The following is a 17,346-nucleotide window of genomic DNA, read 5'->3' on the forward strand; positions in this document are numbered from 1 at the left end:
TTGAAGTTATTAACCCCATTAAATTTGAAAATACTTTATCCTCACTGCTATCTTTATATAGATTATCAAGGACCTCTTGCAAGTCATAATATTCCGTATAACGGATTTTATTTTGTTTTAATCTTGGTTTCGAAGTGGACACAGGCACCATCTCCTTTCGGATTTGATTTTCTTTGTCATACTCGAAGCTGTGTTTATCTTAATTTCAGTTCTTGTTCTTTCTTGTGACTAGTGGCTATCCCTCCACGAGCTTATTATTCTCGCTTCATAGGTACTATGCCACCACTTTCACCAAGATAAAAAATAGTTATATGATTTTTTTTTCTTATCATTTTCCCATTTAACACTTCATTAGCATTAGTCTGCCTCCATGTTCTTGGTTTACCACGTTCCAACAATCCTATCATTGAATACGTTTAGGTTCTTCCTCTAAGCCTGTGTTTAGCTCTCGCCTTATCGCCTGTAACGATATATGGACTTTCATAACAACCATTCTTACTAATCCACAAACACACCATCTTTGATGGTAATTGCCGTTAGACAAATTCAAACGTCTAGACTTGTACATTCGGAAGTGCGTCAGTGTTTTGGTATACACATTCTCACCATGCGTATTCGACACCCGGCATATAGGTAGCACCATTTACCTCTAAACAGGTTTCGTATAACTATATAGCTATTTACGGCTACTCTCTGCCGACTTCACCGAGCTTTTGACAATAAATTAGTCTAATATTTATTGCCAATCGGAGTATCAGTGTAGGCATTTTAGGGCGTTACTCCATCATTCTACCTATTAGATTGTTAGTTCTCCTAAGTTTCGGACTTTATGTCCTTAAACTTAGTGCATAAGCTTTTCGCTTATGAACGTGTCGCACGGTTATCATTACCATAACCTTCCATTAGATTAATTACTCCCCAAGAACCAAGTCCAGCTCCAATCGCTGTTACTAATACCTTTAATACATTTACTGCTTGTGTGAAAAACTCCATTTTTTATTCCTCCTCTTTTTCATCTTTATTTATTCTATTAATATGTTTTACAATAAAATTTTTGAATATTTTCTCCTCTTTTTTTACCTCTTTAAAATATCCAAATATATGAATATACTCACCGATTTCGAAATCCTCTACCGTCTCTACTTTTTCTCCGTATAGATTGCAATAAATATATTCTTTTTTTGTTTTTCCATTTTCTTTAAATTTATTTACTACAGTAAAATTTGCTACTTCTCTTTTTCCTTCATTTGTATCTATTGTTGTTGTTTTTATTTCTCCAACTAAGTTTCCATTTATGTTTATCATTTCTCTTTCCATTTATCTTATAACTCCTTTTCCCATAAAAAATAGCGATAGTCTCCTATCGCTCCCACTTATAATTAATATCTATATTATCTAGTATTTAATTTCTCTATCTTTATGCCTTATTTTTATCTATATCTTTTTTTACTTGGTTGATCTCTTATATAACTCATCTCTCCTCCTAATTTTTGGTAAAAAAATACACCGAAACTTTCCTTTTTTCGGTGTATTTTATCAATTATTTATAAACATTATATATTGTAAACTCTCATTTTCTATCTATTTATTAATTTCGTCAGATCTTTTTTAATTCATTAACAAAAATTCATTTCATTAAAAAGCCTTAAAATGAAAATCCTAACAGATTCTCATTTTCTGATAGTATCAATGATGACTTTTCATGTAGAAAATCATCAATATCATTATCCATTATAAGTTGATATCTATTTAACGATATTATTGCTTGCTTTTCTCGATCTTTTGCAAGTTTATCAACCTCCTTAATCATACTGGTTACCTGCCTTGGATCAATTCCATTATAACACGATGAATCTTGAATAAGAATTTCAAGTTCCTTATTATAACAAAAAATCAGATAATCTATTAAAAGCTTTTTAACATTTCCTACACCTTCACCAGTATCTCCTCGAAGTTTAAGTTCTAATTCAATAGGACGTCGTGTGAGATGTCTCTCTTTTATTTTAATATCGAAAAAAGCATCTACTCCTTCTGAATAAATTAACTTAACAAAGTCATAAATAAAATCCGTATAAACCTCTATTAATTCTCTATTATTTTCTGCTAATATTTTTATCTCTCCAAATTCTTTTGTCAACCTATTACTTTTTGAATCAATCTCATTATTGATATTTTTCAGCTGAACAAGTTGACCCTGTCTATACTTTAATTCATTTAAATCTTTTGTAAACTTTTCATAATACTTTACAGATTCTTTATATGCTTCATTTTCAGAAATTAATTTTCCTAATTTATTCACTTTATCAGTAAGTTCTCTATATTCATCTTCTAATTCAATAGATGACTTTTCCAGGTTTTTTATTTGTCCTAATAGGTATTCTTTTCTCTCTAAATATACTTTATTATGGAACTCCTGTACCTTGCTAAATTCTTTTTTTACCATGTCAGGTATTTCAATTTTCGCCTGGTCATAAATCAACATCACATCCTCATTTTGAATTTCTGTTTTACTTGACGTGATTATATAATTTTCTAGTCGATCTTTCTCAATTTTTATTGAATCAAGTTTTCGTTTAACTTTTTTTAGATTACTATTTTGAACTGCGAATTCTTCTAAAACATTTTCTTTTAGATCCAGAATTTGAATACTTTCAATTTTTTCAGTCACATTCTCCAATTTTTCTTCATATTCCTCAACTCTTTTATCTATCAAAAATATTTCTTCTTGTAAGTCTCTAGGCTTTTCTAAACTATAGGAATTCATTAATATATCTAAACTTTTTTTAAGTTTTTTAATAGAATCCTGTATTTTATATATTCCACTGGCTTTTTCTCCAAGTTCTTTCAAATTTAAAAGTGTTAAAACATCTAAATAATCATTACAACTAGGATTCTGCCTTGATGAAATCAAACTATTTTTTTCATCGAAAAAAACTTGCTTGTCTAAAAAACTTCTTTTAATAGAAAAAAAATCTTTATATTCACTCAAACTATATGATTTACCATTAATAGTATTATCATCCGGCATCCCAATAGTCCTTGAGCATAAATAAGACTCATTGTTAAACTTGATTTTCCCCTCTATAATATAATTGTTTAGTTCGTCTTTAAAATAGTATTTATCATTATTAGATGCATAAAGATAATCTATCATTTTAAGTAAAAGTGTCTTACCTAAACTATTAATCGTTTCTTTTTTCTTATCTTTTCTTTTTATATCCGCAAGTATTATAGAGACTCCGGTTTCATTAAACTCTATCTTGCGTTTTATTTCTCTACTTGGAGTGAATATTTTAAGTTCCAATATTTTCATTATATATTTCACCCTCTTTATTATAATTCAACATATTTGTAAAATACATAAAATCAAGTGTTAACAAAAATTTTTGATAAGAAGGATTGTTAGCTCCATTATTATTGACAACATATTTCTTTTCAAAATCTTCCCATAATTTCTCTATAGTAGTCTTACTTGACCCAATTATTGTCAAAATCATTGCACTTATACCTAAATAACTTTGTGAAAGTGTTACATATTTATTGGGTAATATCATTAAGCTCACCTTCCTCCTTCTTGAAAATATCACATCTATCAAAAACATAGCATATCAATAGTCTTGTTGGATATTCTGTAAATCCGTTCCTTGGAGAATACTTTTGTATTTCTGCAACTAAATTTTCTAACAATTCTACTCCATTATATTTTTTAGATAACTCTTTATACTTTGATATAATAAGGTTTACTACTCTAGTAAATGCAGTTGATGATTTTATATCTTGATTTATAATCTCAACGGTACTCTCTACTATATCTAAATGATTGATTAAGGATTCTATTTCTTCTTTCTTATTACCTAAATCATTAATATATATCTTCTGAATTGTTGAAATCTTTTTATAATCGCCATAATTTAAGGAGCAAAATAGCTTTTTATTTATATTGCTAGCTATACTTTCTATGGTATCCATTAATAGTTTTTCTGTTATTGATTCAACAAGTACAATGTTTTTAACTTTTAAAGTTGACGCTATTTCCATTAGAACATTAATATCAGAAATCTCCATTAAAATATCTTGAATATAATCTAAGTTATCAACTCTATAATCAAATTCTATTCCATTCTCTTTTTTTATTTTCTTAACCACTCTATCAAAAAATCTATCAGGATCCTTCGGTAAGGGTGTATCAAAAGTGTTAACTATAAAGATAAACTTATTTAAATTTCCGCCCCAGCTGCCTTCACTTATTTTTTCTACTAAACCTATTAGATCATTTTCAAATTTTTTACGTATTTCTTTAGATAAAGATGATTTAACTTGTGTTGGTGCATAAATTTGATAAAAAATAGCATCTTGTGGAACCCAACCATCATTTTTATCGTCTCCTCCATATGGTGATGGCATCTCGTATTTTTTGTCAAATGACTTGTAGTACAATCTTAAAACTTCTCTAATTTTAAGTTGAAATTGCAATCCAGTCGTCCCTCTTAAGTCATCTAGAATCGCCATTCGGCAATCATATTCGTCCAAATTATACACCCCTTTCATATTATGAAATTATACTAAATAAAAAATATTACGTCAATTTCATTAACTTATATTTATCACAGTTTCTTGCCTATGAAATTCATATAAGTTCTATTACCTTATCAATATCATACTCTTGTATGCTTAATATATAAATTATTTTAACGAACTAAAATTCTATAGCATTTACTATTAAGTCTTTTCTTAATTTTACTTCATCTTTATTCTTTAGATATTTATCCACATCAAACAAATTTTTCTTATCATAATCTTCAAGTAATTTATAATTCTTATGTTTTGTAATGTCAAACTTATCGGATAGAAAAGGTCTTACTCCTCTTAGTTGATAAATGCATTTACCTCCATCCATTACAGTTATCTCATCTTGACTCATTAATTCTTTTCCAGTTTTTTGATAATTTAAGCCAAAACTTTTTTGATTTGATCTAGTTTCCGACGTATTATATAAGTCTATTGTTTCTTTGCCTAAACTTTCAGATAGCTCTTTTAAGGTTGTTTTTTCTTTGCCACCTAAAAATAATGTGGAATCACAATTGCCTACTATGGTGTCCGCATTATCTTTATAAATTGCTTTTAGTTGAGACTGAGCTTGCAAAATAATGCAGGCTGATATTTCTCTGCTTCTAATTGTGGCAATTAGCTTTTCAAACTTTGGAATCTGACCTATATTACTAAACTCATCAAGTAAACATCTTACATGAACTGGCAACCTTCCGCCATACTCATCATCTGCCTTATCACATAATAGATTAAACAACTGAGAATACATTATTGATACTACAAAGTTAAAGGTATCATCTGTATCTGATATTATTACGAATAAAGCAGTTTTTCTATCTCCAATTTTATCTAGCTCTAATTCATCTTCACTCATTAAGTCCCTTAATTCTTCGATATCAAATGGTGCAAGTCTTGCTCCACAAGAAATAAGAATAGATTTAGCAGTCTTGCCCGCAGCAAGTTTGTATTTTTTGTATTGTTTTACTGCAAAATGATCTGGCTTTTCTTTTTCTAAAGCTTCAAACATATAATCAACAGCATTTTTAAAGTTTTCATCTTCTTCTCTAACTTCTGATGCATCTATCATAGCTAACAAGGTTGAAAAATTTTGTTCTTCTTTTGGTGCTTCATAGTAAATATAACCGACGAGGGCAGTATAATAGAGCTTTTCTGCCTTAATCCAAAAATCTTCAGTTGACTTTTCACCTTCACCTTTTGTATTTGCAATGATTGTTTGTACTAATTTGAGTATATCTTTTTCACTTCTAATGTAAGCGAATGGATTGTACTTCATAGACTTCTTAAAGTTAATGGTATTTAAAATTTTTATCTCATATCCATTTTTTTCTAGCATTTTCCCACATTCTAATACTAATGTTCCTTTAGGATCAGTAACTACATAAGACGAATGCATTTGCATGAGATTAGGCTTTACGAAAAATCTTGTCTTTCCTGAACCAGAACCACCAATGACAAGCACATTTTTATTTCTTGCATATTTAGGATTCTGAGGGCGATTATTCATTGTAAGTCTCTCTGTTTGAGTAAGTAGAATGTTATTTTCAAACTTTTTATCAATATATGGCTCTATATCTTTTTCATTTCCCCATCTTGCAGATCCATACTCTTTACCTTCTCTAAATTTTTTTGCTTTTTTCTTCTTTTGTATTAAAACCAATTTAATAATTAATGCTAGTATTAACCCTGCTAATATATTTCTTATTTTAAACGAAAGAAAATAATTTAAACTATCAATCTGACTAAAGGCTACCATAATTCTATCTAATATATCTCCTCCTTCATAGGAGTTTATATGACTAGCTAGTATATTTCCTATATAAAAAAATACGAGATATGGAAGATTTTCTAAAATAAATCTTTTCTTATCTCGTATGTGAAATACATTCTTTATATCTTTCATTACTTCATTAAGTATTTTCGTCTTGTTCACTCCCTTTCTAAAAAATTAATAACTCTCTTATCAGTTTTGTTTATTTTTTATACCTTATTACTGGAACTTTTTTTACCTTTTTACCTATTCTTCTTTCCAAAGCAAAAATCATATCTTCACTTCTTTCAAAATATCCTAAATCTTTAGGATAACTCATTCCACATTTACAATGTAATAAACCTATAAACTGTTGCCTCATTTCCTTTTTACATCTAGGACAAAGATTTTTTTCATTTCATACACTTATATACTTATATTTTACTTTCAAAGGTAACTTTCAATTTCTTTCCTAATGCATCTGCAAGTCTATCCAAGGTTTTAATAGAAGGATTAGCATTACCATTTTCTATTTTACTAATATCCCCTTGGGCAATACCTGTCATATCTGAGAGTTCTCTTTGAGTAAGGTGATTCTCATTTCTTCCATCTATCATAGCCTTTATTATTTGAAATTCCACCTCTAAATTATCCCATTCTTTTTTAAATTCGGGGTTTTCCATTTCTTCCTTTAAGGTATCTCTAAAATTTTTACTCATTTTTATAACTCCTTCTCTGATAATCTTCCCTATATTGCTTGGCTAATTTAATTTCTGACCTTGGTGTTTTTTGTGTTTTCTTTATAAATCCATTAGTCAGTATCACTTTGTTTCCTATGACAAAAAAATATAAAACTCTTGTTATGTTTTTTCCTAGTTTCACTCTTAACTCAAATATTCCATCTTCTAAATGTTTTGAATATGGCTCTCTAAGTTGATTCCCCTTTATTTCTAAGAGTTCTAAGTTTCTAAATACTTTAGCCCTCATCTTTATATCCAAAGATAAGAGGAATTCCTCTACTGGATAGCTTCCATCTTCCTTTTCATAATATTCAACTATAAATTGATTCATCCCATCTCTTCATCTTCATTTTATAGGATATATCCTATATTGTCAATCTTTTCCCTTATAAACTTTGCTCTTGATGTTTATGCTTAACCTTATCCTTATCCGTTGTAGCTTTTACTTTCTCTTTGAAGTTAGCTAATTTTTCTATAACAGATTCTTTTTTCATGGACTTTTCTCGAGTAAATTTATATACAGTTTTCTTAAAGGCTTGTTCCATTATCTTTTCATCTTTTGCTTGAAAAAATATAATATTATTTCCGCTTTCTAAATCTTTTTTTATTGAAAATTTAACTCCATATCTTTTTAATTCTCTTTTTAAAGTCTTTAAATCTATATCATTAAGCTCTAAGGTTTCTACTTTTCCTTTTTTTACCAGATCTTTTACTTTAACTTTCTTAAATTTACTAATTGTACCTGTCTTTTCTAAGCTTGCTTTTTGCTTATTTATTTCTAATATTTTTTTCATTAAGTTTATAACTTGCTTAGCTGTTACTACTCCAGCTTTTTTCATTATGGCAATTGTTCTACTATTGACATCGTCATTTTGCATTTACTCACCTACTTTCATTTATTTTTTAATATTCCATAGGCTAATTTCGATTTTTCTTTCATTTTTTCTATTCTTCTGTTTTCTCCCGTAAATATGATTGGGCTACATATTTCAAGTATTCTTGAGTAAATTCTTTTATCTTTTATTGTTTGAGGGTTTGTTAAGGCTGATATACTTAAATTCGTAGTTATAATCAGAGGTTTACCTACTCTATATCTACTATCTATGATATTAAAGATGTGTTCTGCTGCAAAAGCTGTGTCTCTTTCCATTCCAAAGTCATCTATAATAAGTAGTTGCTTATTATTTAGCTTTTCAATATATTTACTTTTGTCAATTTCAAAGTTTGTCATATCATTTAAAATTACTGAAAAGTTTGTCATCTTAACTTTTATTTCTTTTTCTAAAAGACCATTAGCTATGGAACTCGCAAGATAAGTTTTTCCACATCCTACATCTCCTGTTAAAATTAAACCTATATTATTTATATATATATCATCAAATTTTTCTACATAATTTCTTGCTACTTCTTCATATTCGCTGTCTTTATCCATGTTAGCAAAGTTCCAATTTAAAAGTATAGGATCATCAAAGCATTCTTTTTTTAATCTATCAATCTTTAAAAGCTGATTAATCTTCTGCCTTTCTTCTTCCTGCTTTTTTTGTTTTTCTTGTTTACACTTACATAAAATAGGTACTTTCTTTCTTTTTCCTAAAAAGTCAATTTCTTTTTCCATTGGACTTTTACAATGTGAGCAATATTTTAGTCCTGTTTTTTGATCTATATAACTTTCATTATTGTCTTTTTTTGAAGAATATATTTTTTCTAATGGTTCTATATTGTTTTCTAAAATATCTTTAATTGATTCCATAGAAATTTTACCTCCTATTTCATATTTAAAAATTCTTGCCAGATATCTTCATCCCTACTATAGTCATATTTTTTATTGTTATTATTACTGCCTTTTATAATTTCCATATTTTTAATATTTTCATCTGCATTACATAAGAGTGTAAGCAAGTAAGCGTTTATGTTTCTTATATCTTTAGGTGCGTTTTCTTTTAAATATATCAATACATAATCTATATGCTTATAGTTTAGATTTAAAATCTTTTCTTTTAACTTTTTATGATCTATCTTCTGCCCACCTATGTGAAAGCTTTTAGAATTATTTAATGCTCTTACCAGAACATTTATAATTACATCTACTTGTTTCTTATCTTCTATCCTTGATTTTTCAAATATTTCATAAGATATATTATTTTTAATCTTTTCTTTTAATTTTGCCTCCTCCAAAATTGTTCTATCTAAATTTTCTTCTTCATCTTTTAAGAATGCTATGGAGGTGGTATTATTAAAATCAGTATTACTAATATCAGTATTATTAATATTAGTATTATTAGAGTCCTCTTTTAAAACTTCTTGAGATTTATTATTGAAACTTCTTGAAGTTTGATTTTTAAACTTCTGCAAGTTTACTTTTGAAACTTCTGTAGGTTTATTGTTTTCTGTGTATATAAAGTTCTTTACATAAAGTAGATTTGGCTTGCCAAGTCCCTGTCTCTTTTTTTCTAATAGTCCTATTTCTTCAATTTCTTTCATTATCTTAACGGACTTATTTCTACCCCAATTTAACACTTCCATGATTTCTTCTATGGTGTAGATGATATATACTTTGTTTGACTCATCTAACCATTTGTTTTTTAGTGACAAACTCATTCTATCTAATAAAATTCCATATAAGACTTTAGCTTCTACTGACATACTATTAAAATATTTATTAGTAAATAAAGATTTTGGAATTCTAAAAAACGAATATTGATCTGCTTCATTACCATAGTAATATTCAAATTCTACTATTTCTTTCATCTTACACCCCCTTTCTTAGTACAGAAAAAGAGACAGCATATCTTAATTTGCTATCTCTTCTTGAATTAATTTTTATATTTTATTTTTATATTAATTTTATTTTTTCATTCACCTCTTCTATTAATTCTACTACAACATATCCTAACGCTGGAATTCCATAAGGACTAAAAAGAAATGCTAATATAATGGCTTCAACTGCAAGATTTTTTTCTCCGTTAATAACAGATCCTAAAAAACCCATTATTGCAATAAAAGATATTAATTTAAAAAATACCGTACTAAGTCCCAATATAAAAGTTAAAAACATAGCAATAATACTTAGTGCTATACTAATAGGAAAAAGTATGATTTTAAAAATCACTCTAACTATTATCATATCCTCTTCAATCCTTTTTACCTAAATTAAATTTATTTTGTGAATTCAACAAAAAGATGACAGATTCAAATTAAAATCATCTTGTTTAAAAATTTTGTGGAAGCCTTTAAACCTTGATTTAACTTAATTATTGTATCTGTCACCATTATACTATTCTCCCCACTTGAAGTGGGACCGCAGCAAAGTATTAATCCTGAAGGCTGACTTATTAAATTCATAACTTTATCCAAGTTTTCTCCACTTAATCCAATTCCCTCTGGAGTATAAGAAATTCTTTGTACATCTAAAATTCTAAGTACAATTTTTTCTCCTGTTCCCGTTGGCGTCGTGGCAACTCTTATATCTATATCTTCATTTTTAAATTTAAAACTAAATCTTCCATCTTGAGGAAGTCTTTTTTCAGAAATATCTAACTTAGATAAAATTTTTATTCTAGTTACAAGATGTGGATAAATATTTTTTGGCAATCTCATCAATTCATTTAGAGCTCCATCTATTCTTATTCTAGCTACTATATCTTGAAATCTTGGTTCTATATGAATGTCACTTGCGTTTCTAATTATACTTTGTCTAATTATGTAATCAAGAACTCTAACTGCTGGAGAATCCTCTTTTTCATTTTCTTTTAATGTTATGTCATCTTTATATCTTAAATTAATATCTCTTAATATATTGTACTTTTCTTCATCTCTATATATTTTATCTATTTCATCAATAACTTTTTCTTCTGACTTAATTTCAAATAGAACTTTCTTCTGTAATTTTTGTTCCAAATTATATTTTAAAAGTTCATCATTATGTAAAGAGTAGAAGACAAAACAATCATCTTCTTCTCTAGCTGGAGCAATAAAATTTTTGCGACAATAATTTTCGCCAAACTTATCCTTTATTTCAAAAGAAAATTTATTCACTTTCCTCTCTCCTATAATCACAAGTATTATTACTGCACTTTATTATTTTTTTACCTTTGGAATTCATTTCAGTTAAAATATTTCCACACTTTGGACATTTTTCATCAATTGGCTTATTCCACGAAACGAAATCACACTTTGGATAATTGTCACACCCATAAAATTTTCTTCCTTTTTTACTTCTTTTTACTACAATTTCTCCATCTTCACATTTTGGACACTTTACACCAATTTTTTCAACAAGAGGTTTTGTATTTCTACATTCTGGAAAACCTGGGCAAGCCAAAAATTTTCCATATCTTCCCATTTTTATTACCATATTTCTTCCACATTTATCGCAAATAACATCTGTTACAGGATCTTCTATTTCAACTTTTTCTATATTTTCATAAGCCTTATCTAAATCTTCTTTCAAATCTTTATAAAAAGATCTAACAAGTTCTTTCCACATTTTTTTACCAGCAGCAATTTCATCAAGTTCATTTTCCATTTGTGCTGTGAATTTTTTGTCAACTAAATCGTCAAAATTCTCTACTAAGATTTCGTTTACTGTAACTCCCAACTCCGTAGGTACAAACTTTTTTTCTTCCAACACCACATAGTATCTACTTTGAAGAGTTGATATTGTGGGAGAATATGTCGACGGTCTTCCAACTCCAAGGTCCTCAAGTTCTTTTATAAGAGAAGCTTCGTTATATCTTGGAGGAGGATTTGTAAAATGTTGTTCCTTTTTTACATCTTTAAATTTTAAAATTTGATTTTCTTCAAGGGATGGCAATTCCTTAGATTTTTCAGTATTATAATCATAGACTCTTAAAAAACCATCAAATGCCATATTCGATCCAGAAACTCTAAATACTTCATTATTTGAAATAACATCTGCAGAAATGGTATTGTAAATTGCACTTGCCATAAGCGATGCCACAAATCTCTTCCAAATTAAAGAATACAGTTTAAATTGATCCTTTGAAAGCGAATCTTTTATTGAATAGGGAGTCTTTGTAACATCAGTTGGCCTAATACACTCGTGAGCATCTTGGATTTTTTCACTTTTCTTAGTGCTTGCAATTTTTTTCTTTCCAAGATATTCTTTTCCATAATCTTTTTCTATAAATTTTAAACAAGCATCTTGTGCTTCAAGAGATATTCTCGTTGAATCTGTTCTCATATAGGTTATTAAACCAACAGAGCCTTCTTTTGGAAGTTTTACACCTTCATAAAGACTTTGTGCAACCATCATAGTCTTCCGAGTAGAAAAATTTATTCTTCTAGAACTTTCTTGCTGCATTGTAGATGTTGTAAAAGGATTCGGAGATTTCCTATTTCTTCTTCCCTTTTTTACAGAATCAACTACAAATTTTTCTTTATCTATATTTTTTATAACCTTATCAGCGTCATCTTCCGATTTTAATTCTACTTTTTTTATTTTATCATTCTCTTTTATTCCATAATAATCTGCCAAAAGTTTCTTTCTTCCTGCTCTAAGATCTGCTTCAATAGTCCAATATTCTTCTGGAATAAAATTATTTATCTCATCTTCTCTGTCACAAATTAACTTTAAAACAGCAGACTGAACACGACCAGCAGAAAGACCAGCCTTTACTTTTTTCCACAATAGAGGAGAAATTTTATATCCTGCAAGCCTATCTAGTTCACGTCTAGCTTGTTGTGCATCAACAAGATCCATATCAATCTTTCTAGGGTTTTTTATCTCTCTTTTTACTGTATCTTTAGTAATTTCATTAAAAGTTACCCTGTTTTTATCTTCTGGATCCATTTCCAAAATATGTGAAAGATGCCAAGAAATCGCCTCTCCTTCTCTATCAGGGTCAGTTGCAAGTATTACATTATCTGCTTTTCTTGCTTCTTTTTTTATATCTTTAATAAGTGATCCTTTGCCATATATATTCATATACTGTGGTTCAAAGTCATTTTCTATATCAATGCCAAGCTTTGATTTTGGTAAATCTCTAATATGTCCAACAGAAGCAATCACATTATAATTTCTGCCAAGCATCTTTTTTATTGTCTTTGCCTTTGTAGGCGACTCGACAATCACAAGATTTTTTGCCAAAATAACATCTCCTTCTTCCTAAAATTTATTTTAATATTTGAAATTCATTCATTGAAATTTTCTCAACTATACCCTTCAATTCCAACTTTGTTAGTATCTTATTTATATAAAATACCTCATTATTTAAATTATTGCAAATATCATTGATATTAATTATTCCCTTTTCTATCAAATTATAGACGAGTATTTCATCTGCACTCAACTCAAAACTTTCTTTTTGAGAATCTTTCATAATAAGGTCTGGGTAATAATCTAAAATATCCTTTGTTTCAATTAAAGGCATGGCTCCATCTCTTATCAGCTTATTAGTACCAATAGAATAAATTGAAGTAATATTTCCTGGAACAGCAAAAATTTCTTTTCCTTGCTCTGCTGCAAGTCTTGCTGTTATTAAACTTCCACTTTTATCCTTTGCTTCTACCACAACTACAGCCCTTGAAAGTCCAGAAATAATTCTATTTCTCATAGGAAAAGTAAACTTATTTGCACCTGTGCCAAGAGAAAATTCACTTATCACAGCGCCCCTTTCACAAATTTCATCATATAAACTTTGATTTGACTTTGGATAAACTACATCTATTCCAGTTCCCAAAACTGCAATTGTATTTAAATTATTTAAAATAGCCCTTTTATGTGCCAGAGAATCAATTCCGTAGGCCATTCCACTTACAATAGTAAAATTATAATTTTTTATAGAATCTATTATTTTATTGACAGCCATCTTGCCATAAGTTGAATGACTTCTTGCACCTACAAAAGCAATTGGATTATATATTTTTAAGTCACCTTTTATATATAAAACTATTGGTGGATTTTCAATATATCTAAGAGATTCTGGAAAATCATTATCTAAAATTGTAATTACTTTGACATCAAGTTTGTTAGTTCTAATATTTATCTTTTCAATTATTAAATCGAAATCTTTGGATCTTTGTTTTAACTTATCATAACTTCTTTTAGTTAAAATCTTTTCTTCTAAAAAATTAACTTTATCAAAATCTTCAATTGAAATATTATTGTCAATCAAATAGTTTAAAATTTTTAGAGAATTCTCGCTGCTAAAATTTATACAATTTAAAAAAATAAGTAAATCTCTCTTATTCATTTAATTCCCCCAAAATTTTTTATCCATAGTTCTATACTGAATGCTCTCTAAAACATGATCTTCCTTAATATTTTCGCAATGGTCCATATCTGCAATAGTCCTTGCAATCTTTAAAATCTTATTATAAGTCCTTGCGCTCATAGAATATTTTTGAAAAGCAAGTTCCAAAATTTTTTCAGAATTTTTCTCAAGAAAACAATATTTTTTTAATTTTTTTCTGGTATTTCTGAATTATACTTAAACTTTTCTTCTTTAAATCTGTCCTTTTGTATTTCTCTAACATATTTAACTCTTTCTCTTATAATGTCAGAACTTTCTCCAGATCTTTCAGATGAAATTTCTTTATAATCTACTTCTTCTACCTCAAGATGAATATCAATTCTATCTAAAAGAGGATGAGAAATTTTAGATAGGTATCTTTGTATTTCGTATGGAGAACAATTACACTCATGAGTTTTTGAATTGTGATAACCACATGGACAAGGATTTAATGCAACAACAAGTTGAAAATCAGCAGGATACTTAACATTGGCATTTGCACGAGAAATAATTATATCCTTTGATTCCATAGGCTGACGAAGAACTTCTAAAACTGATTTAGAAAATTCTGGAAGTTCATCTAGGAACAATACTCCCTTATGTGCCAGAGAAATTTCTCCAGGTTTTGGAATCTTTCCACCTCCTATTAATGAAACAGCCGATGCTGTATGATGAGGAGATCTGAATGGTGGCTTTGTTATAAGAGCATTATCATCTAAAAGACCTGAAACAGAATAAATCTTTGTAACTTCAATTGCTTCTTCAAAATCTAGTTTCGGCAAAATTGTTGGAAACCTCTTTGCTGCCATAGTTTTTCCCGAGCCTGGAGAACCTAAAATCAAAATATTAGACTTTGCACAGGCAGAAATCTCTAATGCTCTTTTCAAATTTTCTTGTCCTTTAATATCAGAAAAATCAACATCATAATAAACTTTTTCCTTTTGAAAACTCCCCAAAGACCTTTTAATTTGAATTTCTCCTCTTAGAAAAGAAATCACCTCTTCCAAATTTTTTACTGGATAAATTTCAACATCACTAATAATTGAACACTCTTTTCTATTTCCGTAAGGAACAATAAATTTTCTATAGCCTTTTTCACGCATTGAAATAATCATTGGAAGAGCACCTTGAATTTTATTAACTTTTCCATCAAGAGTAAGTTCCCCCAAATATACATAAGGTGAATAATTTAGTCGAAGATTTTCGTCACAACTCAAAAGACTAACTGCAATTGCAAGGTCAAGCTGTGTTCCGTCCTTTTTAAGATTAGCAGGAGCAAGGTTTATTGTAATCCTTTTCTTTGGAAAATTATATCCAGAATTTTTTATTGCAGATTTTACTCTTTCAGTGGATTCTTTTACAGCTGTGTCTGCAAGTCCAACAATAATAATTTTTGGCATCCCATTTGAAAGGTCAACTTCCACGTCCACAGGATAACCATTTAATCCTGTTAAAGTACAAGTTTTTGTGCAAGAATACATAATCCCTCCTAATATATTTTATTATTTTCCATCTTTAATATTTTATTACTTTATTATATTCTAACAGATTTATAATATTTAGTTCAATTATTTGCAATTTAAAAGCCAGACAAAATATCTGGCTAAATAAATAAACATTTTTAATTGATCTTAAATAACAAAATTTCCTTCTTTAAAAATTTGAACTTCTTCTCCATCTTCCTTTATACCAACAATATCTGTTGTAGCATCTCCAACCATAAAATCAACATGAACAAGAGAATCGTTCATTCCACGTTTTTTAAGTTCTTCTTCGCTTAATTTTTCTCCACCTTTGATGCAACTTGGATAAGATTTGCCTAATGCAAAGTGACATGAAGCATTTTCATCATAAAGTGTATTGTAGTATAAAACTTTTCTCATAGAAATTGGTGTGTTATGTGAAACAAGAGCAACTTCTCCAAGCCTTTTTGATCCTTCATCTGTTTCAATGATATTTTTCAAATATTCTTTACCATTTTTTGCTTCATAATCTACAACTTCTCCATCTTTAAAAACTAGATAAAAATCTTCAATTAAATTTCCATTATAGTTAAGTGGCATTGTGCTGTAAATTTTTCCATTTACACCATCAAGTCTTGGTGCAGAAAAAACTTCTTCGCTTGGCATATTTGCAACAAATTCTTCTCCACTGCTATTTACATCAGTTGAAGCTGAGAAAATATATTCATCAGGAAGTTCTACATCTAAATCTGTTCCCTTTTCTGATTTATAATGTAATTTTTTAAATCTATTTTCATTTAAAAATTTGCTATATCTATCTAAATTATTTACGTGATTTTCTAAAGCCTTTTCAGGATCATCTTCAAAAAGTCTTACAGAATTAAAAATTTCAAACCAAAGTTTTTTAACTGCTTCATTTTCATCTACATCTGGGAAAACTTTTGTAGCCCATGAAGGTATACTTGCCCCTGCAACAATCCATGAAACATAATTGGCCATCATCTTAGCAGAAAAATCTTTCAATGCTTTTGAATTTGCAAGATTTGATTTAAACAATTTTTCTGAATCAACACCTTTAAATGCATCTGGGTCAGAACCTGTAATAGAAAGATACTTTGCCTTTTTATCCATGTAATAATTTTCTTTGTCTACTTTGTGCTTAGGGACATCTGTCAACACTTCTACACTTTCATTTTCATATTTAAGTCTTGAAATAAGAGGATCTCTATAATCCATAACCACTTCTTTTGCACCAAGTTCATAGGCAATTTTTGTACAAATAATTGCAAAATCTCTTGCTTCAATTGGACATCTAACCACAAGTGTGTCGTCTTTTTTTATTTTTAGTCCATCTTTTAAAATTAATTTTGCATAAATTTCCAAATAATCTTCTACATTAAAATTTTTGTATTCCATATTTACTACACCTCTTTTTAAGAAAAAGATATCCTAAATAAAAATATTTGTCAAATAATATATTAAAATATTTTTTCCAAATTTTAATTAAATTAAACTAAAAATTTATAATTTGATTTTTATGTGTTTAATTTTATACATTATTTTGTTATAATTTT

The 17,346-nt window shown here is 28.5% G+C and carries 17 protein-coding genes and 1 pseudogene; all 18 read right to left on the minus strand.

Annotation, left to right across the window (positions count from 1 at the left end; translation table 11 throughout):
• Positions 1-254: 254 nt before the first annotated feature.
• The 18 genes and pseudogenes from RH95_RS09565 to RH95_RS05120 all read right to left on the minus strand — a co-directional run bounded on the left by RH95_RS09565 (position 255) and on the right by RH95_RS05120 (position 17,188).
• On the minus strand, positions 255-407 hold the full coding sequence (locus RH95_RS09565) for a hypothetical protein (RefSeq protein WP_158309965.1): 153 nt from the start codon (positions 405-407) through the stop codon (positions 255-257).
• A 454-nt stretch (positions 408-861) separates the two neighbouring features.
• Entirely contained in the window at positions 862-993 is a 132-nt protein-coding gene (locus RH95_RS09330) for a Maff2 family mobile element protein (RefSeq protein WP_010245392.1), read from the minus strand.
• 3 nt (positions 994-996) lie between these two features.
• Entirely contained in the window at positions 997-1,317 is a 321-nt protein-coding gene (locus tag RH95_RS05040; RefSeq protein ID WP_010245394.1) for a hypothetical protein, read from the minus strand.
• A 328-nt stretch (positions 1,318-1,645) separates the two neighbouring features.
• Complete coding sequence (locus tag RH95_RS05045) at positions 1,646-3,313, minus strand: DUF2326 domain-containing protein (protein ID WP_010245398.1); 1,668 nt, start codon at positions 3,311-3,313, stop codon at positions 1,646-1,648.
• The gene (locus RH95_RS05050) at positions 3,294-3,554 is read right to left on the minus strand and encodes an ABC-three component system middle component 6 (RefSeq protein WP_010245401.1); all 261 of its coding nucleotides are present in this window, start codon (positions 3,552-3,554) and stop codon (positions 3,294-3,296) included. Before RH95_RS05050 ends, RH95_RS05045 begins: the two co-directional genes overlap by 20 nt.
• Positions 3,538-4,530: a hypothetical protein gene (locus tag RH95_RS05055; RefSeq protein ID WP_010245404.1), complete on the minus strand. Its 993-nt coding sequence runs from the start codon at positions 4,528-4,530 to the stop codon at positions 3,538-3,540. Before RH95_RS05055 ends, RH95_RS05050 begins: the two co-directional genes overlap by 17 nt.
• Positions 4,531-4,696: 166 nt before the next feature.
• On the minus strand, positions 4,697-6,469 hold the full coding sequence (locus RH95_RS05060) for a VirD4-like conjugal transfer protein, CD1115 family (RefSeq protein ID WP_036743113.1): 1,773 nt from the start codon (positions 6,467-6,469) through the stop codon (positions 4,697-4,699).
• Positions 6,470-6,750: 281 nt separating this feature from the next.
• The gene (locus tag RH95_RS05070; RefSeq protein ID WP_010245412.1) at positions 6,751-7,035 is read right to left on the minus strand and encodes a type II toxin-antitoxin system RelB family anti-toxin; all 285 of its coding nucleotides are present in this window, start codon (positions 7,033-7,035) and stop codon (positions 6,751-6,753) included.
• The gene (locus tag RH95_RS05075) at positions 7,028-7,387 is read right to left on the minus strand and encodes a type II toxin-antitoxin system RelE/ParE family toxin (RefSeq protein ID WP_010245415.1); all 360 of its coding nucleotides are present in this window, start codon (positions 7,385-7,387) and stop codon (positions 7,028-7,030) included. Before RH95_RS05075 ends, RH95_RS05070 begins: the two co-directional genes overlap by 8 nt.
• A 55-nt stretch (positions 7,388-7,442) precedes the next feature.
• Positions 7,443-7,934, minus strand: coding sequence for a PcfB family protein (locus tag RH95_RS05080; protein ID WP_010245418.1), 492 nt, complete (start codon positions 7,932-7,934; stop codon positions 7,443-7,445).
• A gap of 14 nt (positions 7,935-7,948) precedes the next feature.
• Positions 7,949-8,806 carry an ATP-binding protein gene (locus tag RH95_RS05085; RefSeq protein WP_010245421.1) on the minus strand — a complete coding sequence of 286 codons (858 nt, stop codon included), beginning with the start codon at positions 8,804-8,806 and terminating at the stop codon, positions 7,949-7,951.
• Between the two features lie 14 nt (positions 8,807-8,820).
• On the minus strand, positions 8,821-9,804 hold the full coding sequence (locus RH95_RS05090; protein WP_010245422.1) for a replication initiator protein A: 984 nt from the start codon (positions 9,802-9,804) through the stop codon (positions 8,821-8,823).
• An 85-nt stretch (positions 9,805-9,889) separates the two neighbouring features.
• On the minus strand, positions 9,890-10,180 hold the full coding sequence (locus RH95_RS05095) for a CD1845 family protein (RefSeq protein WP_000587722.1): 291 nt from the start codon (positions 10,178-10,180) through the stop codon (positions 9,890-9,892).
• A gap of 65 nt (positions 10,181-10,245) precedes the next feature.
• A complete protein-coding gene (locus RH95_RS05100) occupies positions 10,246-11,091 on the minus strand; it encodes a GspE/PulE family protein (protein ID WP_010245423.1) in 846 nt (281 codons plus the stop codon).
• A complete protein-coding gene (gene topA / locus RH95_RS05105; protein ID WP_010245426.1) occupies positions 11,084-13,165 on the minus strand; it encodes a type I DNA topoisomerase in 2,082 nt (693 codons plus the stop codon). The genes RH95_RS05100 and topA overlap by 8 nt, the downstream gene beginning before the upstream one ends.
• A gap of 25 nt (positions 13,166-13,190) precedes the next feature.
• Positions 13,191-14,270, minus strand: a complete 1,080-nt coding sequence (gene dprA / locus RH95_RS05110; protein WP_010245427.1) for a DNA-processing protein DprA — start codon at positions 14,268-14,270, stop codon at positions 13,191-13,193.
• Positions 14,271-15,790, minus strand: a pseudogene (locus RH95_RS05115) (YifB family Mg chelatase-like AAA ATPase).
• 150 nt (positions 15,791-15,940) lie between these two features.
• A complete protein-coding gene (locus RH95_RS05120) occupies positions 15,941-17,188 on the minus strand; it encodes an aminopeptidase (RefSeq protein WP_010245436.1) in 1,248 nt (415 codons plus the stop codon).
• Positions 17,189-17,346: the final 158 nt, after the last annotated feature.

It is taken from the genome of Peptoniphilus rhinitidis 1-13 (assembly GCF_000246925.1).
Classification (GTDB): Bacteria; Bacillota; Clostridia; order Tissierellales; family Peptoniphilaceae; genus Peptoniphilus_A; species Peptoniphilus_A lacydonensis.

Coding starts and splice junctions, on each gene's coding strand:
- RH95_RS09565 (WP_158309965.1), bottom strand. CDS start 407: ATGATAGGATTGTTGGAACGTGGTAAACCAAGAACATGGAGGCAGACT.
- RH95_RS09330 (WP_010245392.1), bottom strand. CDS start 993: ATGGAGTTTTTCACACAAGCAGTAAATGTATTAAAGGTATTAGTAACA.
- RH95_RS05040 (WP_010245394.1), bottom strand. CDS start 1,317: ATGGAAAGAGAAATGATAAACATAAATGGAAACTTAGTTGGAGAAATA.
- RH95_RS05045 (WP_010245398.1), bottom strand. CDS start 3,313: ATGAAAATATTGGAACTTAAAATATTCACTCCAAGTAGAGAAATAAAA.
- RH95_RS05050 (WP_010245401.1), bottom strand. CDS start 3,554: ATGATATTACCCAATAAATATGTAACACTTTCACAAAGTTATTTAGGT.
- RH95_RS05060 (WP_036743113.1), bottom strand. CDS start 6,469: ATGAAAGATATAAAGAATGTATTTCACATACGAGATAAGAAAAGATTT.
- RH95_RS05070 (WP_010245412.1), bottom strand. CDS start 7,035: ATGAGTAAAAATTTTAGAGATACCTTAAAGGAAGAAATGGAAAACCCC.
- RH95_RS05075 (WP_010245415.1), bottom strand. CDS start 7,387: ATGAATCAATTTATAGTTGAATATTATGAAAAGGAAGATGGAAGCTAT.
- RH95_RS05080 (WP_010245418.1), bottom strand. CDS start 7,934: ATGCAAAATGACGATGTCAATAGTAGAACAATTGCCATAATGAAAAAA.
- RH95_RS05085 (WP_010245421.1), bottom strand. CDS start 8,806: ATGGAATCAATTAAAGATATTTTAGAAAACAATATAGAACCATTAGAA.
- RH95_RS05090 (WP_010245422.1), bottom strand. CDS start 9,804: ATGAAAGAAATAGTAGAATTTGAATATTACTATGGTAATGAAGCAGAT.
- RH95_RS05095 (WP_000587722.1), bottom strand. CDS start 10,180: ATGATAATAGTTAGAGTGATTTTTAAAATCATACTTTTTCCTATTAGT.
- dprA (WP_010245427.1), bottom strand. CDS start 14,270: ATGAATAAGAGAGATTTACTTATTTTTTTAAATTGTATAAATTTTAGC.
- RH95_RS05120 (WP_010245436.1), bottom strand. CDS start 17,188: ATGGAATACAAAAATTTTAATGTAGAAGATTATTTGGAAATTTATGCA.